General features: G+C 28.1%; 20 protein-coding genes and 1 pseudogene. 5 read left to right on the top strand and 16 right to left on the bottom strand.

The features are described 5' to 3' along the window. Positions 1-8: 8 nt before the first annotated feature. Complete coding sequence (gene mutS, locus QX51_RS16825) at positions 9-2,900, bottom strand: DNA mismatch repair protein MutS (RefSeq protein WP_039681063.1); 2,892 nt, start codon at positions 2,898-2,900, stop codon at positions 9-11. 405 nt (positions 2,901-3,305) lie between these two features. Further along, positions 3,306-4,577 (bottom strand): nickel pincer cofactor-dependent isomerase, group 22, encoded by a 1,272-nt coding sequence (locus QX51_RS16820; RefSeq protein WP_039681062.1) that lies wholly within the window; start codon positions 4,575-4,577, stop codon positions 3,306-3,308. Positions 4,578-4,702: 125 nt separating this feature from the next. Between QX51_RS16820 and QX51_RS16815 the strand changes: the two genes are divergently transcribed. Further along, a complete protein-coding gene (locus QX51_RS16815) occupies positions 4,703-5,311 on the top strand; it encodes an NUDIX hydrolase (RefSeq protein WP_079764817.1) in 609 nt (202 codons plus the stop codon). A 25-nt stretch (positions 5,312-5,336) separates the two neighbouring features. On the opposite strand, the gene QX51_RS21315 is transcribed toward QX51_RS16815, so the two are convergent. The 4 genes and pseudogenes from QX51_RS21315 to QX51_RS16800 all read right to left on the bottom strand — a co-directional run bounded on the left by QX51_RS21315 (position 5,337) and on the right by QX51_RS16800 (position 9,116). Then, positions 5,337-6,191 carry a D-alanyl-D-alanine carboxypeptidase family protein gene (locus tag QX51_RS21315; RefSeq protein ID WP_242842768.1) on the bottom strand — a complete coding sequence of 285 codons (855 nt, stop codon included), beginning with the start codon at positions 6,189-6,191 and terminating at the stop codon, positions 5,337-5,339. Positions 6,192-6,257: 66 nt separating this feature from the next. Then, positions 6,258-6,599 (bottom strand): annotated as a pseudogene (locus QX51_RS21855) (VanZ family protein); the annotation flags it as partial. A gap of 429 nt (positions 6,600-7,028) precedes the next feature. Further along, positions 7,029-8,465, bottom strand: coding sequence for a tRNA (N6-isopentenyl adenosine(37)-C2)-methylthiotransferase MiaB (gene miaB / locus QX51_RS16805; protein ID WP_039681059.1), 1,437 nt, complete (start codon positions 8,463-8,465; stop codon positions 7,029-7,031). Positions 8,466-8,654: 189 nt separating this feature from the next. Continuing rightward, positions 8,655-9,116, bottom strand: a complete 462-nt coding sequence (locus QX51_RS16800; RefSeq protein WP_039681058.1) for a C-GCAxxG-C-C family (seleno)protein — start codon at positions 9,114-9,116, stop codon at positions 8,655-8,657. A gap of 107 nt (positions 9,117-9,223) precedes the next feature. On the opposite strand from QX51_RS16800, the gene QX51_RS16795 reads away from it, so the two are divergent. Both QX51_RS16795 and QX51_RS16790 read left to right on the top strand, forming a co-directional pair. Beyond that, positions 9,224-9,880 (top strand): DUF421 domain-containing protein, encoded by a 657-nt coding sequence (locus tag QX51_RS16795; RefSeq protein WP_039681057.1) that lies wholly within the window; start codon positions 9,224-9,226, stop codon positions 9,878-9,880. 11 nt (positions 9,881-9,891) lie between these two features. Then, a complete protein-coding gene (locus QX51_RS16790) occupies positions 9,892-10,272 on the top strand; it encodes a DUF4363 family protein (protein WP_039681056.1) in 381 nt (126 codons plus the stop codon). A 222-nt stretch (positions 10,273-10,494) separates the two neighbouring features. Here QX51_RS16790 and uvsE read toward each other — a convergent pair whose 3' ends face one another. Then, positions 10,495-11,454, bottom strand: a complete 960-nt coding sequence (gene uvsE / locus QX51_RS16785) for a UV DNA damage repair endonuclease UvsE (protein WP_039681055.1) — start codon at positions 11,452-11,454, stop codon at positions 10,495-10,497. A gap of 193 nt (positions 11,455-11,647) precedes the next feature. On the opposite strand from uvsE, the gene QX51_RS16780 reads away from it, so the two are divergent. Then, on the top strand, positions 11,648-12,028 hold the full coding sequence (locus QX51_RS16780; protein ID WP_039681054.1) for a DUF6483 family protein: 381 nt from the start codon (positions 11,648-11,650) through the stop codon (positions 12,026-12,028). A gap of 281 nt (positions 12,029-12,309) precedes the next feature. Next, positions 12,310-12,726 carry a VanZ family protein gene (locus QX51_RS16775; protein ID WP_039681053.1) on the top strand — a complete coding sequence of 139 codons (417 nt, stop codon included), beginning with the start codon at positions 12,310-12,312 and terminating at the stop codon, positions 12,724-12,726. Positions 12,727-12,848: 122 nt separating this feature from the next. Here QX51_RS16775 and QX51_RS16770 read toward each other — a convergent pair whose 3' ends face one another. From QX51_RS16770 to nifV, 9 genes are all read right to left on the bottom strand, one after another. Next, positions 12,849-13,775, bottom strand: coding sequence for an alpha/beta hydrolase (locus tag QX51_RS16770; protein ID WP_039681052.1), 927 nt, complete (start codon positions 13,773-13,775; stop codon positions 12,849-12,851). A gap of 188 nt (positions 13,776-13,963) precedes the next feature. Next, positions 13,964-14,491 (bottom strand): hypothetical protein, encoded by a 528-nt coding sequence (locus QX51_RS16765; RefSeq protein ID WP_039681051.1) that lies wholly within the window; start codon positions 14,489-14,491, stop codon positions 13,964-13,966. A gap of 37 nt (positions 14,492-14,528) precedes the next feature. Beyond that, entirely contained in the window at positions 14,529-15,272 is a 744-nt protein-coding gene (ymfI, locus tag QX51_RS16760) for an elongation factor P 5-aminopentanone reductase (protein ID WP_039681050.1), read from the bottom strand. Between the two features lies 1 nt (position 15,273). Then, positions 15,274-16,011, bottom strand: a complete 738-nt coding sequence (locus QX51_RS16755) for a hypothetical protein (protein WP_039681049.1) — start codon at positions 16,009-16,011, stop codon at positions 15,274-15,276. A 117-nt stretch (positions 16,012-16,128) separates the two neighbouring features. Further along, positions 16,129-16,737 (bottom strand): class I SAM-dependent methyltransferase, encoded by a 609-nt coding sequence (locus QX51_RS16750; protein ID WP_039681048.1) that lies wholly within the window; start codon positions 16,735-16,737, stop codon positions 16,129-16,131. Positions 16,738-16,892: 155 nt separating this feature from the next. Beyond that, positions 16,893-17,702, bottom strand: a complete 810-nt coding sequence (locus tag QX51_RS16745; protein WP_039681047.1) for an MBL fold metallo-hydrolase — start codon at positions 17,700-17,702, stop codon at positions 16,893-16,895. Between the two features lie 89 nt (positions 17,703-17,791). Then, complete coding sequence (locus tag QX51_RS16740; RefSeq protein WP_039681046.1) at positions 17,792-18,784, bottom strand: isocitrate/isopropylmalate dehydrogenase family protein; 993 nt, start codon at positions 18,782-18,784, stop codon at positions 17,792-17,794. A gap of 48 nt (positions 18,785-18,832) precedes the next feature. Then, positions 18,833-20,764 (bottom strand): aconitate hydratase, encoded by a 1,932-nt coding sequence (locus QX51_RS16735; protein ID WP_039681045.1) that lies wholly within the window; start codon positions 20,762-20,764, stop codon positions 18,833-18,835. A gap of 186 nt (positions 20,765-20,950) precedes the next feature. Then, entirely contained in the window at positions 20,951-22,108 is a 1,158-nt protein-coding gene (nifV, locus tag QX51_RS16730; RefSeq protein WP_039681044.1) for a homocitrate synthase, read from the bottom strand. Between the last annotated feature and the right edge of the window lie 295 nt (positions 22,109-22,403).

Raw genomic sequence — 22,403 nt, 5'->3', positions numbered from 1 at the left:
TATGAATTCTATTTATTCTTTGCCTTCTTTTGAAGGTTAAATAGTGCATTCATTGCATCTAGTGGTGTCATACTTAATATATCAAGATTTTTTATTTCGTCTAATATATTATTATCTTCAACTATATCAAAAGTTATTTGATCCACTGTTAGAGCAGCTTCTTTATTTGCTTTATTTAAGTTATTTACTGAACTCTCATTTTTTATTTTTTCATATTCTTCAATTAATTTATCGTAATCTTTTCTTAGTTTTTTATAAGTTTTATTTAAACTTTCTTGTTCTATTTTTAATGATTCATATTCATTTTTAAGATTGCTTTGCTCAAGTTTTTTTAGTTCTAATTCTATATTATTTATCGAATTTTCTTTATTAAGTGCTATATTTTCGGCTGACGAACATTTGTTCTTTTTGCTAATTTGCCCATTTTCTAAAGAATTTTCTTCATTATTAGCTATTCCATTTATGGCGTAGCCGTTATATATGTGATTTTTTTCTAAATCCTTTAAAATTTCTGATGATCTATTAATAACTTCATCAGGAAGCTTAGCAAGTTTAGCAACATAAATACCATAACTTTTATCTGCTGGACTATCTATGATTTTTCTAAGGAATATTATATTTTCTCCATCGTCTTTTACTGCAATAGAGTAATTTTTAACTTCATCAAACTCATTTTCTAGCTCCGTTAACTCGTGATAGTGAGTAGCAAATAAAGTTTTACACTTAATATATTTTTCTATATATTCAACTATTGACCAAGCTAAACTTATACCATCATAAGTAGATGTACCCCTACCGATTTCATCTAATATAACTAAACTTTTGTCTGTAGCATTTTTTAGTATGTGAGAAACTTCACTCATTTCCACCATAAAAGTAGATTGACCTTGCGATAAGTCATCACTAGCACCTACTCTTGTAAAAATTCTATCGCAAATCGGAATATTTGCATATTCTGCTGGGACAAATGAACCCATATGAGCCATTAAACAAATTATGGCACTTTGCCTCATATAAGTAGACTTACCTGCCATATTTGGTCCTGTAATTATATTGATAATATTTTCTCCAGTATTTAAGTAAGTATCATTTGGAACAAAATTTTCTTCTCCAACTATATTTTCTATTACTGGATGACGTCCATTTTTTATATCAAGTTTATTATCAATATTTATATTTGGCTTAACATAGTTATTTATGTGAGCCACTGTGGCAAATGAAGTAAATACATCTATATTTCCTATAATTTTGGCCACATTTTGAATTCTATCTATATTATTATAAATAGTTTGCCTTATTTTAACGAAAATTTCATATTCTAATGCTTTTATTTTTTCTTCAGCATGTAATATTTTATCTTCTATCTCTTTTAACTCTTCTGTTATAAATCTTTCTGCATTACTTAGAGTTTGCTTTCTTATATATCTACCTTCTAAATCTAAGTTAGCTAGATTTACCTTAGTTATTTCTATATAGTATCCAAATACCTTATTAAATCCTATTTTAAGTGATTTAACTCCTGTTTTTTCTCTTTCACGATTTTCTATATCCTTTATCATGAAGGCACCATTTTTAGAAATATTTCTAAGTTCTCTTAACTCTTCATTATAAGAAGATTTTATTATATTACCATCTTTAATAGTTAAACTTGGCTCTTCCTTAATAGCTTCATTTATTAGCTTATAAATATCATTTAAGTCTTCCATAGAATCTATATATTTTTTTATAGTAGTTCCATCACATGAGTTTATTCTATCTCTTAGAAGCGGAAGCTTTTCTATGGAATTTTTTAAGTTAATCATTTCTTTTGGTGTTACTTTTTCAAAAGCAATTTTCCCACAAATTCTTTCTATGTCGTAGACATTTTTTAGTATATCTATTAAGTCTTCTCTAAGAGAAAAATCATCCTTTATCTCTTCTATAACATCAAGTCTTTCATCTATTCTTTTTTTATTAACCAAGGGCTCTTCCACATATTTTCTAAGAAGTCTTCCACCCATGGCAGTAGATGTTTTATCTAACACATGAAGTAGTGAACCTTTCTTTTTAGAACCTCTAATTGTTTGAGTTAATTCTAGGTTTATTCTAGTAAACATATCAAGAACCATATATTCACTAGGATTATATATGTTTATTACATTTATATTTGATGTAATTTGTTTTTGAGTATTATATATATAATTAAGAAGTATGCATAAACTAGTTTTAATTAAATTTTTATCATCAAACCTTAAAGTTTCTAAGTAGTCTTCACTAAAGTATTCACTTAATATATTTGTGTTTAAATAATTCTCATCAAAATTTTCATTTATATAAATGTTCCCCATTATGGCTATATTTTTCAAATTATCCTTGAAGCTTAAGTCATTTAATATAATTTCCGAAGGGCTAACCTTAGCTATTTCTTCAATAAGTTTATCTTCTTTAATAAGTGTGGCATTAGTTTCTCCTGTACTAATATCCACATATGAAAGTCCAAAATTATCATTAACTTTGTATAAAGACATTAAGTAATTATTCTTTTTATTTTCAAGTAAATTTCCTTCTAAAACAGTTCCTGGCGTCACTACTTGAATTACTTCTCTTTTTACTATGCCTTTTGTCGTTTGTGGATCTTCCATCTGTTCACCAATAGCAACTTTGTATCCAGCTTCTACTAATTTCGATATATATGAAGCAGCTGCATGGAAGGGAATACCACACATAGGCGCTCTCTCTTCTAAGCCGCAAGACTTTCCTGTTAATGCTATTTCAAGTACCTTTGAAGCAACTATTGCATCTTCAAAGAACATCTCATAAAAATCTCCTAATCTAAAAAACAATATGCAATCAGGATATTTATCCTTACATTCAAAGTATTGTTTCATCATAGGAGTAAGTTTTTGTCTGTCAATCTCCATATTTCTACCTCCTTTGTCTTTTGTTATTATATCATATAACACAATTTATATGTTATCTTTAAAATATACCCTTAAAACTAAAAAATAGCTATTTATTTTCATAAATAGCTATTTTACATTAATGTATATAATTTTACTTATTATGCCGTATAATTTATTGTCTAAAAAACAGTATGAAAGCCTATTAGAATATTATTTTTCATTTTTTAATATTCTATTTAAAGATAGTATTGCTGCTCCTGCAATTATAAGAAAAGCTGTACCCATAAATACCCAAGCTATAGTAGTCATACTATTCACTCCTTTTTATTTCATTATATACAGAAGTTAAGCAATTTTTACCATATTAACAGTACTTTAACTATTCTTTACATTAATTTAATAATTTAATATTCTTTTAACATTTTATACGATAAAATTACCATAATCATCAAACTTAATATTAAAATAATCGCCTTCCATTTTAACCATATTATAATCATTTATATTATTATAGGCTTCCTTGCTCATGTATATTTTATTTAAGCTTTTAGTATTTTCTATTATAACTAATTTAATATCTTGATGGTTTAAAATACCGCAGGTTTTGGCGCAAGCTTTGAACACATATTCATCATTATCTAGGACCATTGGAAGCTTAATACTATTTGGCTCTGTGGAAGTTATGGCATTTAAGTATGTACTTTCAAATTCAACTTTTTCATAAAATTGCTTACTTATAAAGTCAGCTAAGCCCATTCCATTTGCATTACCATTTGAGTCACTATTTAAATTTAACAATCCTATTTTTGTAATACTAGGTCCTCCAGATGCCGCTTTAGTATGATATCTTCCTATTATATTTGTGTCCATACCAGTACCACTTATATTTTTACCTATTTCTTTTATAATCAGTACATCTATATTATCCAAATATAATTTTCCCATTAATTCCTTTGATTTTTCTAATAATATTGGCTCTTTTATAAGAATTTCTTCTTTATTTAAAATATGTACTTCAGCCACCTCATCATATGCATTTTCTATTGTTGCCAAACCAAAGAGTATATTTAATTTATTAATAGACACTTTTGCTGACTCTTCAATATTTTCAGCCATTTTTTCAAACCTTAAAGAATGCGTAGTATCTGCACCCTTTCTTTTTCCAAGACCAATTGCTAGCATTTTTACAAGTCCACTTTCATATTTTCCCCTAAATGATGTATGTGGCTTAACTCTATTGATAAGTATTATTCCATCAGCATTAAATGCATTTTTATCAATATACACAGGAAGATCTTTAATTGTTCTACCTATTTCAACTACCTCCATAGAAGATTTTATTTCGCAGCCCATGCTTTCCTTTGTAATACCTAGCTTTTCAAGTATATGCTTTTGCCCAATGGCATCTCCTCCACCGTGACTACCCATAGCTGGTACGATAAAAGGAACTCCACCTTCTTCTTTCACGAAATCTACTATAGTTTTCATTATTATGCTATAATGACTAATCCCCCTGCTTCCACCTGTTATAGCCACAGTTTTTCCCTTTTCAATTTTATTTTTGAAATTATCTTCTTTTAATAATTTTTTAATTTCTGCTTTTACATCTTCTATTTTTCTTTTATCAAAATTCTGTTTAACTTTTACTATCTCAGGAAGCTTAATTTCTTCTAATATACTATTAATTTTATTCATCAAATCCCCCCTATTAACTTTCTATTTATATTTTAGTATAACATATGATTTTTTTATAAATTTAAGCTTATAATGTTATTATAGTATTATACTATTAATAAGTTTAAATTTTAGGAGGCATTATTTTGAAAGACATAATTGATAAATTTAATAATTATGAACCTTATATAAATGGCTACAAATCTATGAGAAGAGCTTCTGTTTTAATACCTTTAGTAAAAGATAATGGAAAGTACTCTATTTTATTTGAATTAAGATCTAAAAAAATGAGGCGTCAGCCTGGTGAAATTTCTTTCCCTGGTGGTGGAATTGAAAGTAATGAAACTCCAAGAGAAGCTTGTATAAGAGAAACTTGCGAAGAAATCGGTACCACTGAAGATAATATTACTATTATATCACCTTTGGATATTTATGTATCACATGCAAATTTAATCATTCACCCTTATTTAGGTGAAATAAAAGATATAAGTGACTTAAATATTAATAAGGATGAAGTTGATCATATATTTTTAGTACCAATTGACTATTTAATGAAATATGATGCAAATATGTATACAAATGACGTAAAAGTAGTTCCAAATGAAGATTTTCCTTATGATAAAATACCAAACAAAGAAAAATATGAATTTGCCATAGGTGAATATCCTGTTTGGTTTTATGAATATAAAGATTACGTTATTTGGGGCATAACTGCTAGGATTTTAGAAAACTTTTTAAATTTTTTAAAAAGCTAAATAAGACTCATAAGTTTTATGAGTCTTATTTTATGCTTTGGTATAAACACAAACTATCCATCCATCTTCCTTTATCTGTTGAGCCCATTACAACACAAATATATGTCTTATTATCTATATCAGCAACAGAAACAACACATTTCCCAGCATTTAATGAACTTCCTGTTTTTAAACCCTTTATATCAGAATAATAATATTCACTATAAGGATTTATTAGCTCATTAGTATTTTCATATTTGACTTGACTACCGTTTGGATATTCATCATTCAATTTATATTTTGATACAATTGAACTTAATAGTTTTGACTTCATAAATTCATCACCTATACAAGCTAAATCCTTAGCCGTAGTATATTGTCCACTTACATCATATCCATCTGGTCTGATAAAGTTAGAATTATTAGCTCCAATTGAGACAGCTTTTTTATTAGCATAAATCATAAAATTTGAAATAGCATCTTCCATAGATAGTTTTTCATTAGATATTTTTTCACCTGTATATCTTGCCAAGACGTAGGCTGCATCATTTCCCGAAGGGAGAAGCAGTCCATCTAATAATTGCTTTATAGTTACCACATCACCTTTTTTTAGCCCAGCTTTTGAAGCGTCATTAAATACAAATTTAATCTCATCCCCTACTGTGACTTCTTCATTAATATTACAATAGTCTGCTACAGTAAGGGCAGTAATCATTTTTGTAGTACTTGCAGGTGCAATTTTTTCATCACCACTTTTACTATAAATAATACTTTTATTATCTGCATCAAGTAAACATGCATTTCTAGCTTGAATATTATCTGAGTTTTTATAATTTATATATAATCCACCACATATTACTGTAATAAAAATTAAAACAAAGTAGCAAAGTAAATACTTCATATTATCATATATTTTAAAATCAATACTTTTAATTTTAAATTTATAAATAAGACATAAAAATTTGTATATAAGATAGCCTATATATGTGCCAATAGAAGCTAAAATTATATGATTCACGTCTGTTCCTTTATATAAAAATAATTGAAATGTCTCTATAAAAAAAGATAAAATCATTCCACTTAATATTACTTTTAAACCCGTGTTAATCTTTCCACATAATAAGGGTAATAAAAATCCATAAGGTGAAAACATAATAATATATTTTATTAAAGACTTAGGTCTTTCACATAATATATCAAAAATCCTTAAAGGGTTAATGTTTAAATTTTTACTCCAATTAATCTCAAAAGAAAAACCATATGTTGGTGAAATTAAGTATGATAAAAGTATACTCAAGTATATTGTCATTAAAATGAATATAAACTTATATATATTTCCTGATTTATTATTTTCTAAATTTCTTTTTTCATTTATTTTATTGTATATACTACAAATTAATAACGATGGGATAATGTATATTGTTATATTTTCTATAAAATTCATTTCACAATTTTTCCTTTCTAACATTTACCCCTTGATTATATACAATTTTAAAAAAATTATAACATTTAAATATAATTTTTTTCTTATAAGGCGTAGCCTATTTTAAATTTCAATTCCATATTTACTAAAATAAACCTATATAATTTTATTTAAAGAAGCTTAAAATTCACTTGGCTCAAGCGACGTGCGACGAAACATTTCATATCGTCAGCGATATATCCTAGTTACCACTTTAATACACGTCCTTGCTCAACAAAAAAGGTGTGAAATTTAATTTCACACCTTTTATCATTATTAAACTTCCTCACCAACTAGCGAGAATGTTGTAGCTTCTGTAATTTTTACGTTCATTAATTTTCCAAGTAAATCTGCTTCTGGATTTTTCACTGTGAAGTTAACAAGTTTATTTTGTCTAGTTCTTCCAGTAAATTTACTTTCATCAGTTTTACTTTTTCCTTCTATTAAAACTTCAACAGTTTTTCCAACATACTGAGCATTTAAACCTGCAAGTATTTCATTTACTTTAGCTAATACTCTGTTAAATCTTTCATGTTTAACATCTTCTGGAATTTGGTCTTCCATCTTAGCGGCTGGAGTTCCTTCTCTCTTAGAATATATAAAAGTAAATGCGTTGTCGTATTTAACTTTTTCGACTACATCTATAGTATCTAATAAATCTTCTTCTGTCTCTCCTGGGAATCCTATCATTAAGTCAGTAGAAAATGCAATTCCTGGTATTTCAGCTTTAGCTTTTTCTATTATTCTTAAATAATCTTCTTTAGAGTAATGTCTGTTCATTTTTTTAAGAAGACTTGTAGAACCACATTGTACTGGTAAGTGTAGGAATTCACATACTTTATCACAATCTCTCATAGCATATATAACTTCGTCAGATATATCTTTTGGATGAGAAGTCATAAATCTTATTCTCTCTAATCCTTCTACTTCATTTACCATTCTAAGTAACTGAGCAAATGTTATATCTTCTTCTAAAGTTTTTCCATATGAATCAACATTTTGACCAAGTAAAGTTATTTCTTTAGTACCATTAGCTGCTAATTCTTTTATTTCATTTATTATATCTTCTGGAGTTCTAGATCTTTCTCTACCTCTTGTATATGGAACTATACAGTAAGTACAGAAATTATTACATCCATACATTATGTTTACGAAGGCTTTAAGCTCAAATTTTCTACTACTTCTAAGACCTTCTACTACTTCTCCATCCACATCCCAAACATCAACTAATATAGAATCACTATCCATAGTATTTGTTAAAAGCTCTGGGAATTTATATAAATTATGTGTCCCAAATACTAAATCAACATGTTTGTACTTTGATTTTATTTCTTTAACAACATGAGGCTGTTGCATCATACATCCACATACAGCTATTTTTAAGTCTGGATTTTTTCTTTTAGCTAATTTTAAGTGACCTAAGTTACCATAAACTTTAAGTTCAGCATTTTCTCTTACTGCACAAGTATTATATATTATTAAATCACAATCATTTGTCATAAGTGTAGCTTCATAACCCATAGCATCTAACATCCCTGCTAAATTTTCTGAATCATGTTCATTCATTTGACATCCAAAAGTTTGGATCATGTATTTAGGTTTTCTTTTATTTATAGCAAAATATCTAGAATTTTTCTCAGCTATTGCTTCAATAAATCTATTTTGCTCTTCTATCTTTTCTACAGGAACTTGAACTTGTTTTCTTTTTCCCATTTGTCTTCCTCCTTAGTAAATAATGCAAATTTAATTATATCATAAATTTTGTTAAAAATACTAGTAAAAAGCACCAGGATATATATCCTGGTGCTTTAATTATATTTTTTGCCTAATTTACTATTTTTTAATCATTATGTAATCCGATTCTAAATTATTTATATATTCCTCTTCGTAAAGCTGCCTTATCTAATTTTCTATAACTTCTATACCCAGATCCCTACAAACAATTCTACATACAGTTTCTGTAGCATGAGCAACTACCTGTGTACATTTTTCCTTATGACCATTATGTTCTCTATCAAGACCATCTGTTATTTTACCACAACACTGATAACCTGCAAATTTTACAAACTCATCACTAAATTCTTTTGTTAAGTCAAAACATCTATTAATCTTTGGATCACCAGGTTCTCTTCTTCCAAAGAAATACCCCAGACACATAGTTCCACCAGCCAATGCTCCACATATACAATAGGCTCTACCTAATCCCCAAGGAAATCCAGATGACATAGCTATTACATCATCAGGCAAATCTAATTGAAAGTTTTTACGAATTGCATAAATAACAGATTCTGAACATGCAAATCCATTATTAAATATATATTTTGCATCTTCAACAGTTTCTTTTATATTAATACTTTCTACCATTTTGTCCCCCTTTTAAAACAAGATTTTATTCTGTATATATAAATTATACATAAAGGATTAAAATTTAGAAATACTAAATTATGATATTGCTCAAGGAGGGAGAAAACATGTTAGTAGTATTTATTAGAAGTATAATACTATATATTGCCGTATTAATTTCATTAAGAATTATGGGTAAAGGTGAAATAGCTGAGATGAATTGTTTTGATTTAGTTATAACTTTACTGATAGCTGAAGTAGCTTCCACACCCATGGAGAACAATGATATTCCCATGATATACGGAATAGCTGCCCTAACAGGGTTAGTATTTATGCAAACATTAATTTCTATCTTAGGAATTAAAGCAAGATTAGTAAGTAGAATTGTATCTGGAAAACCATCTATTCTAATTAACAAAGGCAAAATAGATTACAATATCCTGAGAAAAGAAAAAATAACTATTGATGAACTTTTAGAACAACTTCGTATTCAAGGATATTTTAATATCAAATATGTTCAATACGCTTTATTAGAAACAGACGGTGGTTTAAGTGTTGTTCCAACAACAACTTACAACACCACTCCAAGTAGAGAATATAACCATCTTCCTATATCATTGATACAAGATGGTAAGATCATTAAAAATAATTTGAAACTAATCAACGAAGATGAAACATGGTTATTGAACATTCTAAAATCTCATCACATAGATAATTTAAAAGATGTGCTTATTTGTGTGTTAGATGAATATGACAAAATATTTATTCAAAAAAAATATGAGTGAGGTGTTGCTTTATGAAATCTTCTTTTTTTGTGATTACATGGACCATAATCTTTATCATAGTAGGATTATTTAATCATCAAAAAATAAATGATTTTTCATATAATTATATAAATGAAATCAACGTTTTAGAAGAAAATATAAAAGAAGATAAATGGGAGCAAGCTTCTTATATTTTAAAGGATACTAAAATGAAATTAGAGAAAGAAAAGAATGTATGGTACAAATTAATAAATCATGGTTATTTTAATGAAATATTTGCATCATTGGAAATTCTTGAACAAAGTATATATTTAGAAGAAAAAATGATAACCCTTCAAGAAATTGAGAAAATAAAAATGGTTTTTGAAAACTTAATGGAAGATGAATGCTACAACCTTAATAGGATTTTTTAGTAACGGAGTTGCCTGAAGCGTGAGCAAAGGCATCTCGTTGACGCTATGACTGGAGCGACCACGCAGTGGCTTGAGCGAAAGGAATTTTTAAAAGCCTTGGCTTTTAAATTAATTTTATATTTAAAACACTACCTACAAAAAGAGTAATATCTTTATAGGTAGTGTTTTACGGTTTTTCTGTTTTTATAATGTATTTATATTATATCCTACTAGGAATTTTTATTATATTTCTATAGTACTGTTATCTATAAATTTACAATCATAATTTATTTTATTCAAATCTTTAATTAGCTTAAAAAGGGCTTGATCTTTCTTCTTAGCTTCTATCATTACATCAAAATCTATATTTACACTTTCTTTTGCTAAATCTAAGAAACTTGCAAAATCATTAACATCTATATAATCAGCATGTTTTCTATCTAGATTGCCTTCCCTCGGACTGGAAAAATGAATCTTAGGTGGCAGTATTTCCTTATCCCATGTGGAAAATATATGCGGAAGTAAATCTCTCATATTCTCCCCATCATTTTTACAATTGTGATGATGTATATCTACAACCATGGGAACTTCTATTTCTTCGCAGACTCTAAGTACATCTTTAGCCGTAAAAACCTTATCGTCATTTTCTAGTATTAACCTTTCTTTTATCCTACTTGGGAAAGTTTTATAGTTTGAAATAAATCTAAGTATACTATCTTCCTTTCCTCCTACAGAACTACCTGTATGAATTACTAACTTACCCTCATCATAATTCATAAGTTCAAATAGATCTACTGCATGGTTAAGGTTTCTTATGGTATCTTCTACCACCTTTTCTTTAACACTATTTATCACATTAAATTGATCTGGGTGAGCATCTAGTCTCATATTAGAATCTTTAATTATCCTTCCTATTCTATTTAGTTCCTTACTAAAATACTTTTCATATGCCCATACTACTTCTGGATGAGTTGTTAAAGGTATTAATTTTGAAGTTAATCTATAAAAATGAATATTGTTTTCTATGTTGTATTTTAAAATAGTTTCTAAGTCCTCTAAATTAGAAAATGTAACTTTTTTTAGTTTTCTCAACCTTTCTTCTTCACTTTTTAATTTATTGTAATTAGCAAAAGTCACTGTACTTGAGGACGTAACATTTTTTAAATTTAGTGCTATTGCCACATATCCTAATCTTACTCTCATAGTTTTCTCCTTAATTTTTATTTAATTTTATTTTTTCTTATATTTAGATATAGTATTCTCAAATTACATTTATCAATTTTTACCACATATTATTTAATTTTCTTTAAATTTGAATGAATTTATTTATTGTGATACAATTTTAGTTAAAGTTGGAACAATAATACTTATACATATTAAATTAGGAGTGAAATTCATGAAACTAGATAAAGATTTTATTTTGAGAATGATTAATGATTTAGCAAAGTCTATAGCTTTTATAGTACTTGGTAAAAATGATATAGAATATGAACTTCCTGAGAATAATGAATATTCAAAGGTAGATTTTCTATATGTAAAGTTATTGGAACTTGTGAATAGTGGCAAAATTAATGAGGCTGAAGATATGTTATTTGATGAGATAAATACTTCTGATATGAGACAGTTTGAAATGGCCATATCTTTCTATTTATACCTTAATGATTTTGGTGATGATTATTTGGAGAAAAATGATTACTCTCGAGATGAAATTAGTGAAGGTATTAAATCTATTTGTAAAGAATATGGTGTATCTACCATGGTTGAGTTTTTATTCTAGTTAAGAGATGATTTTTAAGTACTTGCTCTGAAATTATTTTACTGGTGATTTAGTCAACTGTGTTGCAAAAAAGCTGTGAGATATGTTTTTTATTATATCTCACAGCTTTTTTAGTTATTATTTTATTTTATATCCATTTTGCTTAAAAACTTATATACTTTATTAAAGTTTTTTAATATAGTCTGTATTATATGTGAATAGGTATGACTTTATTTGCTATAATTGTAGAATATTTGTTATAATGGATATATCTTTAATTGTATTTGCAGAAAGGATTTAGTATGAAAGGTTTATTATCATTAGATTTATCAATTATATTTATACTGATATTTATGTACCTTTTTTCAAGGATTTCAATAAATATAAAGCACAAAAATACTGGCATTGTAAAAGAGCTATTTTTATTAGGGTTTGTTCTATCCATATTGATGATATTAACACTTAATACTTATACTTTATGGGCAAAAGCTTTATTATTTGTACCCTTAGGTTTCTTTACTTTTTACTGTTTTGAAGGAAGCACAAAAGATACTTTGATAATATGCGTTTTAATGATAGCTGTTGTACAAATTGCTTTGTTCTTGGACCCAGGTAAAGTAGCTAGTATTAATGATGTTATTTTAAATATAGTAGGTGGATTAGTAGGAATATTTGTATCTGATAAACTTATAAAAAAAACTCAGCTTAGATTTTGCTAAGCTGAGTTTTTTATTTTATTCTGAATAAATCACTAATAAAGTACACCAGCTTTTTAATACATGTTTTATCTATTGTAGACTTATGCCCTTTCAAATCCTACATATACACACTATCATCTAGCCTACATACCTACTAAATCTAAAAATTTATTTAAATGATTAATATAACCATTTTTATCCTTATCTAAAGCATCTGTATGATCAGCATCCTTTACTTCAAACTTATCCCTTATTCCATATTGCTTGGCATAAAATATAGCCTTGCACATCTCACATGGTACAATATTATCACAGTCTCCGTGTATAAACAGCATTGGTGTTTTTACATTTTTTATAGCCCTTATAGGTTCAACCTGATTAAAACTCCATCCACATCTTAATTTTGTAATTTTACTTGTAAAAAATATAACAAAACTTTGTAACATATTTAATTTTATATGACAATATTTCTTTAGTAAAAATTTAGCTTCCTCTACGAAACTAGTAAACCCACAGTTATCTACTGCAAATTCTACATCATCATAAACACCTAAATACTCTACTACTATGGCAGATCCCATAGATTCTCCATGAATACCTATTTTTGTATTTTTACCATACTTATTTCTTATCCAATCTATCCAAGATTTTAAATCATCTTTTTCATAATATCCTAGCGATGTGTTTTTACCACCGCTTAGCCCGTGATATCTATGGTCATAAGCCAGTATACTAAATCCCCTTGGTATATATAGAAATCCATACTTTAACATATCCCACAAATTTGCCGTAATTCCATGTGATAGTATTACAACTTTATCAACGGTTTTGTTAGGAAAAAATATTCCATGTAATTTATATCCATATACGGAGTCAATACTTACTTCTTCTTTTTCTATTTCTTCGTATGTTTTTATTACATCTGGATGAAAAGTTTTTTCGTTATTATAGTGTTCTTCATAGCTAGTAGTTTTAGGGTTTGTTATACGTTTAGAAAAATAATATCCTACTACAAAACCAGTTATATTTACAATGATGATTGTGACACATACCATACTTAGTATTTTCAAACCGCATCTACCTCCACATATTATATTATTCCTTGCTTATCTTATTATTTTCACAAATTCAATGGTATTATAATGCCCAATTCTTAATTTATTTCTCATCATAGTTAATGAGTATTGAAATCTTTACAATTAAAAAAGCTCTTCCACTATTTACAGTGAAAAAGCTTTTATTTGTTATATTTTAAAATTTATCTCAAATCCTGTAGGTTATTTTCTATGCTCATACACCCTAAAATACTAGGTAGTGGTAATCTCTTAGCCTCAATTCCATCACCAAAGTCCTTCAGAGACTCCTCCAAATCTTTACCATATGTCTTCATTAGGCCTTGTTCCAACTCACTTAAATGAATAAACAAGTATTCTTTCACATCTTCAATACTTTTTAACTTATTGATTTCCTCTCCGCGAAGAATATGCTTAAATATAGCAAATCCTTCTCCTCTAGATGTCCATATAAATATATTAAATGTAACAAAAGATTTCTCCAAATATAGACCTGTACTTATAGAGTTCATATGGTTTATATCTTCGTATAAATCATGGTTAAAATCAATAAATCCACTAGGTGCAACTTCATAAGTCTTGTTTTCATTATATTCAATATCTCTTTTACTTAATCTTTCGTAAAAATCAGCATAACTTTCACTTTCTAGTAAAATTTCTGCTAACTTAGTAGCATTTGCAAATATTCTTTCTTTGTTTATAAAATCTGTCATTTTTATATCTCCTTAGTTGTTAATTTTGAGCAATGATTTAATTTATTACAAATCCTCCATTTGAACTTATTACTTGTCCTGTAATAAAGTCTCCTCCTTCACTGGCTAAAAATAGTGCACATCTTGCTATATCTATAGGTTTTCCAATTCTCATAAGTGGAGTTTCATATTTTAACATTTCTATAGTATCATCATCCACTTCTTTTAACATATCTGTCTCTATAACACCTGGTGCTATAACATTTACTTGTATGTTTGATGGACCAAGTTCTTTAGCTAGAGCCTTGCTCATTCCAATAAGTGCAGCCTTTGACGTGGAATAGTGAACTTCGTTTGCTGCTCCAACCATTCCCCATATAGATGATATATTTATTATTTTTCCACTATGTTCTGATAACATGTATTGTAAAGCTTTCTGTGTTACATAAAACACTGAGTTTAAATTAACATTCATAACTTCATGCCACTCATCATAACTTATGTCTGTGAATAGATTAAACCTACTAATACCTGTATTATTAACTAATACATCTATTTTTTCAAAATTACCAATTGTGAAGTTGACTAAAGCATTTGCCTCATTTACATTTGATATGTCTGCCTTAAATATTTTAACAGAGCATCCATCATTTGTAAGCTCATCAAGCAGTTTCTTTGCTTCTTCTTCTGAATTATTATAATTTATAACCACATTATAATTATTTTTTGCAAATAGTCTTGCAATTTCTCTTCCTATTCCTCTTGAAGACCCTGTAATTAATGCTGTCTTTTTTGTACTCATTTTAAACCTCTTTTTTACTAATATAATTTTTACTTTTTAAATGTTTCATTTTATTAAATCTACAATTATAATTACAACCTTTGCATTGTAGTTTTTTATTTGATATTGGTGCAAATCGCTCTGGGTGTTTTCTTATCATGTATTCCCATTGTAAAAATGCAAACAATGATAGTGCAAATAAACTATAAGTCCAAAAGCTTTTTATAAGCAAAAATGGTGTACAAAACATAACATGATCCCAGTTATATATTCTACATTCATTGCAACATTTGCTTTTAAAGAATAATTTATGAAAAGGACACCACACATTAACACAAAACATATCAGCCCAGTAATAAATCATAAAAACTAAATATATATATGCTGTGCTTAAATTATAATTGAAGTAAATCATAAATAATACCACATTTAAAACTATCCATGCTACAAATACACTTCTAGCATGTTTATTATTTCTCTTTATATATTTATCTAACTTTTCTCTGTCATAGTTATCTGATGGTATATAATGTTTTAAAAATAACTTTCCATTATAAGAGTGACTATTTGTGTATGGAATAATCACTAATAGTGTTTCTATCATTAAGTATAGCCATATTAGGTGATATATTTTAATATTATACATTATATTGTAGTTTAATATATTTACTATTTTATTTTTGTCCATTATAAATAAAATAATAAATACTATTAGTAATATACTTCGAAAAATAAATCTAAACCTTGATTCTTTTCCCATAACTCCCCCTCAAAATTTACTTTGTTCAATCCACTATATAGTTGACGAACTCCATATGACAAGAAGATGACTTGCTCAAATAAATATATTATTTATATAAACTTCTATATTATAACTTTAGCAGTTTAAACTATATATAACAAATTTTTCTTTATCATCTTTTTCGTATAAATCTTTTAAGTATACTTCCTTATTTAAAATAAAAGGCGTTTTATAATCTAGAAAATCTAGATATTCTGCAGATGGGTAATACATAATTACATCCATATCTCTCATATTTTCTTCATAAGACTCTAATATATTATTAATCACTTTTGAAAAAATCTGAATAGAAAAAGGATTAAAGAAATAAAACTTATTATCTAATGTAGAAATTTCATACTGTTGAGCTAAATTACATTCAAAATTTATCTTATCTTCTGATTTTTTATTTTTCTTCACATAATTTATTTTGTTTATTAAGGCTTCTTCGTAATATCTCTCATTAATTTCCACACCAGTCACATAAGATTTGAAATAATAGTTAATATAAAAAATTAGCCTTCCCATTCCGCAACCAAAGTCTACTATGTGATCATTTTTGCTTAAATTATAATTTTTAAACAATTCTTCTAATGCCATATATAAGGTTGGCTCATAAGGATGATTATGAATTGATGCATTCTTCCAGTTTTGATTACCTATTGTATTTATATTTAATAATTTATCGTAGTATTTTTCTTTCATACATATTTACTCCTATTTTATTAATTTTGAAATTCCATTTTATTTAGTCACATGTCTGCGAAACATTTTATTTTAAATAAGTTAGAATTTATAAAAGGATTATATGTAGATTTTATTTACACATAATCCTTAATAATATAAATTATATTTTCATATTAGTCAATTTCAACTTTCAAACCTACTCCCACTTCTTTCATAGGAATACTTGTATTTATATAGCTTTTTGCTTCAAAAGATGTACAGTGACATAGATATAAATTTTTAATATTATTATTTTTAAAATACTTTAAAGTCTTCTCCACTCTTTCATTACATTCACGTAGATGAGTTCCACCTATTATACCTATAATTCTATTATCATTACATACTTTCTTAGCATGTTCTACTATGTTACAAATTCCACTGTGAGAACATCCAGCAATGATAAATAGCCCTTCTTTACTTTTGTAAACTAAGGCCGTGTCATCATAAATAAAATCTTCCTCATACTTATTATCTCTTTCTATTTCTCCAATAGAGTACCTAGGTTCAAAATCTATGATACTTGGTATTTCTCCTAAGAAATAAATATTTTCACTGATTTTAATAGGTTCTTTACTTAAGTATACTTCTCCCATATGTTTTATTTCATTTATTTCTAAAGGTGATGATATGCACTGATTATTCTTTACTTTTTTATTAAATACTAAAGTATGTCCTATTATTTTTAAATTTGGATTTAACTTTTTATTTGCTAGGTATTTTATTCCTCCCACATGATCATCATGCCCATGAGAAATAACCAAAACATCTACCTCTGAACTACTTATGTTCATTTTTTTCATATTATCAATAAATACATTTGAGTATCCTAAATCAAATAGTATCTTTTTATTTCCATCCTCAATATAAAAAGAAAGACCTGGCTCACCTACATAATACTCATCAATAATAGTATTATTGTCCACCAAAACTGTTAACTTCATTTTACACCCCCTAATAATTTGACTTATAATAAATTTCTCTATAAAAATAAAAATTCTTCCATATTTTATGAAAGAATTTTTATATGGTACTATAAATATTTAATTATTTCCTCAGTAAATTCGTCTGTACTAGCATTTCCACCTAAATCTACAGTTAGCTTTTCTCCTTTTAAGAAAACTTGCTCCAATGCGCTTTCTATCTTATTGGCGCATTTATATTCCCCCAGATATCTTAACATCATGACAGCTGACTGAATTATAGCGGTAGGATTAGCTATGTTTTTACCTGCAATTTGTGGTGCAGAACCATGTACTGCTTCAAATACTGCACAGTCTTTACCTATGTTAGCACCTGGAATTATTCCTAATCCTCCAACTAAACCTGAGCATAAATCTGATAATATATCTCCATATAAATTAGGCATTACCATCACATCGTAGTTTTCTGGATTTAATACAAGATTCATAGCAGCAGCATCTACAATTAAGTCATCAAAATTAATATCATACTGTTCTCCCACTTCTTTAAAAGTATTTAAAAATAATCCATCACTAAGCTTCATTATATTTGCTTTATGAACTCCTGTAACCTTTTGTCTATTATTATCTTTTGCATATTCGAATGCAAATTTACAAACTCTCTCACAAGCAGGTTTTGTTATTAATTTTATACTTTCTGCACCATAGTCTCCTATTTTATGTTCAATACCTGCATACAAATCTTCCGTATTTTCTCGAACTATTACTAAATCCACCTCTTCGTATCTTGATTTTATGCCTTTAAAACTTTTTATAGGTCTTAAGTTTACATACAAATCTAGATTTTGTCTTAAAGTTACATTTACACTTTTAAATCCCTTACCTATAGGAGTAGTGATTGGTCCTTTTATTGCTATTTTATTTTTTTTAATAGAATCTATAACATAATCTGGTATGGCAGTATTATATTTTTCAATTAGAGCCTCACCAGCTTCTACTATTTCCCAATCTATATCTGCTCCTGATGCTTCTACTACTTTTACCATGGCACTTGTAACTTCTGGTCCTATTCCATCTCCTGGTATTAAAGTTACCTTATACATTTTATCATCTCCTCATTCATATAACCCACCTTTACTTCAAACCGTCATTTAGCAAGTTTCAAGTATATTCTTGCTGTAGTTTAATTTTCCACCAGCTTTTACAACTTCTACCTCTTTAGGTGATAATTCTACCTTTGCATAAAAGCTTTCATTTTTACTGTGATTTATTATTTTCACTCTACCTTCTTTTAAACCATCATATAAATCACAAACTTCTAAATTATCACTTAAATTTATTTTTTCATAGTCCTCATTACTTTCAAATACCATTGGTATTATTCCACTATTTATTAAATTGGCTTTATGAATTCTTGCAAAACTTTTTACTAGTACTCCTTTTATTCCTAAATATAGTGGAGCTAGGGCTGCATGCTCTCTTGATGAACCTTGACCGTAATTATCTCCCCCAACTATGAATCCACCCTTATTATCTATTGCTCTTTTAGGAAAATCTTCATCTATAGTACTAAAACAGTAATTTGATAAATAAGGTATATTACTTCTATATGGTAATAATTTTGCATTAGATGGCATAATATGGTCTGTTGTTATATTGTCTTCTACTTTTAATACTACCTTACCACTTACAGCTTCCTCTAGTTCAGTGTTTAGTGGGAAAGGTTTTATGTTCGGTCCTCTAACTACCTGAACATCCTGCGTATTTTCCACAGGACTAATTATCATAGAGTCATCTATTATAAACTTGTTAATATCTAAAGTTTCAAAATCAATTTTCATTTCCCTCGGATCTGTAAGTTCTCCTTTAATAGCTGATACTGCTGCTACTTCTGGACTAACTAAATATATATCAGCCGATAGAGTTCCACTTCTTCCATAAAAGTTTCTATTAAAAGTTCTAAGTGATACACTATTTGTTCCAGGAGATTGTCCCATACCTATACATGGTCCACATGAATTTTCTAAAATTCTAGCTCCAGAACTTATTATATCTCCCAACGCTCCATTTCTAGATAACATTTCCATTACTTGTCTAGAACCTGGTGCAATAACTAAACTTACATCTTCATGAACTTTGTTTCCTTTTAAAATTTGGGCTACTTTCATTAAATCTTCAAAAGATGAGTTTGTGCAACTTCCTATTGCCACTTGATCCACTTTAATTTTTCCTACTTCTTTAATCTTCTTCACTTTATCTGGTGAGTGTGGCATGGCTGTTAATGGCTCTAATTCACTTAAATTTATAGTAATTTCTTCATCATATACAGCATCTTCATCAGGTTTAAGTTCTATATAATCTTCTTCTCTTCCTTGTGCTTTGAAAAACTCTAAAGTTTTTTCATCACTTGGGAAAATTGAAGTTGTAGCACCTAACTCAGCTCCCATATTAGTTATGGTAGCTCTTTGTGGTACCGATAGATTTTTTACACCTTCTCCACAGTATTCAAATACTTTTCCTACTCCACCTTTTACTGTGCATTTTCTTAAAACTTCTAAAATAATATCTTTTGATGATGTCATATATGGAAGTTTTCCAATTAGATTGACTTTTACAACTTTTGGAGCTTTAATACTATAAGCATTTCCAGCCATTGCTAGGGCAACATCAAGCCCACCAGCTCCTATGGCAATCATACCAACACCACCAGCAGTTGGCGTATGGCTATCTGACCCAAGTAAAGTATCTCCTGGTGTTGAGAATCTTTCTAAGAAAACTTGATGACATATTCCATTGCCTGGTTTAGAAAAATATATGCCATGTTTTTTTGCCACAGTTTGAATGTATTTATGGTCATCTGCATTTTCAAATCCTTGTTGTAACATGTTATGATCAACAAAAGCTACACTTCTTTTAGTTTTCACTTTATCTATATCCATAGCTTCTAATTGCAAGTATGCCATTGTTCCTGTTGAATCTTGTGTTAAAGTTTGATCTATTTTTATAGATACAAAATTACCCTCTTTTAATTCACCTTCAACTAAGTGTTTTTTCAATATTTTATACGTTAAATTATCTCCCACTGTATATCCTCCCATATTCACTAATAAAATTCAATTTACCTGATCCACATGTTAGAAAAACACCTCATGGCGCCAAAATTAGGAAGCATGTCGTCAACCATATATTCTAGTTGACACTTTAAGCCGCTATGCAAGCGTGGGCACCATATAATTTTAGTCAGCAATCTTACCCAAAATTTGTTACTCTTAAATAACACTTCTATTATTTTTTAAATCTTTATATATTTCAACTAATTCTTTATCAAATAAATTTCTCTTAATTCTAACAGATGTTTGTCTAACAAGCTCTAACATGGCATCTGCTTCAACTGTAGTAAGTTCTATTTCATATTCTTTAAATTTATTAATTATTGCAGCCTTTCCAGAGTGTTTTCCTATAACAATTTGTCGTTCTAATCCAACTTCTCTTGGGTCAAAGGCTTCATAGTTTTTAGGATTTTTTATTGCTCCATCGGCATGTATTCCAGATTCATGTCTAAACATATTTGTTCCAACGATTGCCTTCCAAATAGGTAGCTCTCTTCCTGAAGCTTTAGATACATATTTTGATATTTCTCTAAATTTTGTAGTATCAATATCAGTTTCATATCCATAAACAAATTTTAGAGCCATTATAACTTCCTCTAGGGCAGCATTTCCTGCTCTTTCACCTAGACCATTAACTGTTACTCCTATATGATTTGCTCCGCCTACAATTCCTGCTATAGCATTTGCTGTTGCCATACCAAAATCATTATGTGTATGCATTTCTATATCAAAATTAGTAGCCTTATATATTTTTTCTATAGTTTCTCTTAATGTAAAAGGTTCCATTACCCCCACAGTGTCACAATATCTAAATCTATCTGCCCCTGCCTCTTTTGCTAGATTTATAAATTCAATCAAAAAGTCTGAATCTGCTCTAGATGCATCTTCTCCATTAACAGATATATATAATCCATTCTTTTTTGCATAAGTTACTGCATTATACATATTTTCAAGAACCCACTGTCTTGATTTTTTAAGCTTATGCTCAATATGAATATCTGAAACAGATAAAGATATAGCTACTGCATCTACTCCACAATCTATAGATTGCTCTATATCAGTAATAACAGCTCTATTCCAAGCCATAATACTTGATTTCAAATCTCTTTTACATATTGCTTTTATTGTTGCTTTTTCATCTCCTCCCATGGTAGGTATTCCAACTTCTAATTGATCAACTCCCATATCACTCAAAGTTTGTGCTATAGTTACCTTTTCATGATTTGCAAAAGCAACTCCTGCAGTTTGTTCCCCATCTCTAAGAGTTGTATCAACAATTCTTATTTCTTTTTCCTTTATCTTATCTAGTACACACATACTTAGACCCCCTTTTACAGATATATTTACAACTAAGACATTTTTGAATAATTAGTTTCATTTTTTTCAATTTTATTAAATAACACAAAATTAAATTTCTATTACTTTTCTCTATTTATCAGTTTATTAATGTTTTTAATTTAATTTAATTATAGTATTATTTTTCTATTTTTGCATCATGAATTTTATTTCTTGCATAATTCATTAAAAATCAAAGTATTTTATCCTTAATTTTGCAATTCACTTTATTTTTTTTAATATACTGTAATTTTTCAAAATATAATAAACATAATAA

This window comes from Terrisporobacter othiniensis (genome assembly GCF_000808015.1).
Classification (GTDB): Bacteria; Bacillota; Clostridia; order Peptostreptococcales; family Peptostreptococcaceae; genus Terrisporobacter; species Terrisporobacter muris.
The sequence above is the reverse complement of the archived record's forward strand: the minus strand, read 5'-3'. Positions and strand labels throughout refer to the sequence as shown.

Excerpts from the sequence above, each read along its gene's own strand:
- QX51_RS16740 (WP_039681046.1), bottom strand. The coding sequence starts at position 18,784 with ATGTATAAGGTAACTTTAATACCAGGAGATGGAATAGGACCAGAAGTT.
- QX51_RS16790 (WP_039681056.1), top strand. The coding sequence starts at position 9,892 with ATGAAATCTTCTTTTTTTGTGATTACATGGACCATAATCTTTATCATA.
- QX51_RS16750 (WP_039681048.1), bottom strand. The coding sequence starts at position 16,737 with ATGAAAGAAAAATACTACGATAAATTATTAAATATAAATACAATAGGT.
- QX51_RS16765 (WP_039681051.1), bottom strand. The coding sequence starts at position 14,491 with ATGACAGATTTTATAAACAAAGAAAGAATATTTGCAAATGCTACTAAG.
- QX51_RS16795 (WP_039681057.1), top strand. The coding sequence starts at position 9,224 with ATGTTAGTAGTATTTATTAGAAGTATAATACTATATATTGCCGTATTA.
- miaB (WP_039681059.1), bottom strand. The coding sequence starts at position 8,465 with ATGGGAAAAAGAAAACAAGTTCAAGTTCCTGTAGAAAAGATAGAAGAG.
- QX51_RS16780 (WP_039681054.1), top strand. The coding sequence starts at position 11,648 with ATGAAACTAGATAAAGATTTTATTTTGAGAATGATTAATGATTTAGCA.
- ymfI (WP_039681050.1), bottom strand. The coding sequence starts at position 15,272 with ATGAGTACAAAAAAGACAGCATTAATTACAGGGTCTTCAAGAGGAATA.
- QX51_RS21315 (WP_242842768.1), bottom strand. The coding sequence starts at position 6,191 with ATGAAGTATTTACTTTGCTACTTTGTTTTAATTTTTATTACAGTAATA.
- QX51_RS16745 (WP_039681047.1), bottom strand. The coding sequence starts at position 17,702 with ATGAAGTTAACAGTTTTGGTGGACAATAATACTATTATTGATGAGTAT.
- QX51_RS16775 (WP_039681053.1), top strand. The coding sequence starts at position 12,310 with ATGAAAGGTTTATTATCATTAGATTTATCAATTATATTTATACTGATA.
- QX51_RS16820 (WP_039681062.1), bottom strand. The coding sequence starts at position 4,577 with ATGAATAAAATTAATAGTATATTAGAAGAAATTAAGCTTCCTGAGATA.
- uvsE (WP_039681055.1), bottom strand. The coding sequence starts at position 11,454 with ATGAGAGTAAGATTAGGATATGTGGCAATAGCACTAAATTTAAAAAAT.
- QX51_RS16755 (WP_039681049.1), bottom strand. The coding sequence starts at position 16,011 with ATGGGAAAAGAATCAAGGTTTAGATTTATTTTTCGAAGTATATTACTA.
- QX51_RS16800 (WP_039681058.1), bottom strand. The coding sequence starts at position 9,116 with ATGGTAGAAAGTATTAATATAAAAGAAACTGTTGAAGATGCAAAATAT.
- mutS (WP_039681063.1), bottom strand. The coding sequence starts at position 2,900 with ATGGAGATTGACAGACAAAAACTTACTCCTATGATGAAACAATACTTT.
- nifV (WP_039681044.1), bottom strand. The coding sequence starts at position 22,108 with ATGTGTGTACTAGATAAGATAAAGGAAAAAGAAATAAGAATTGTTGAT.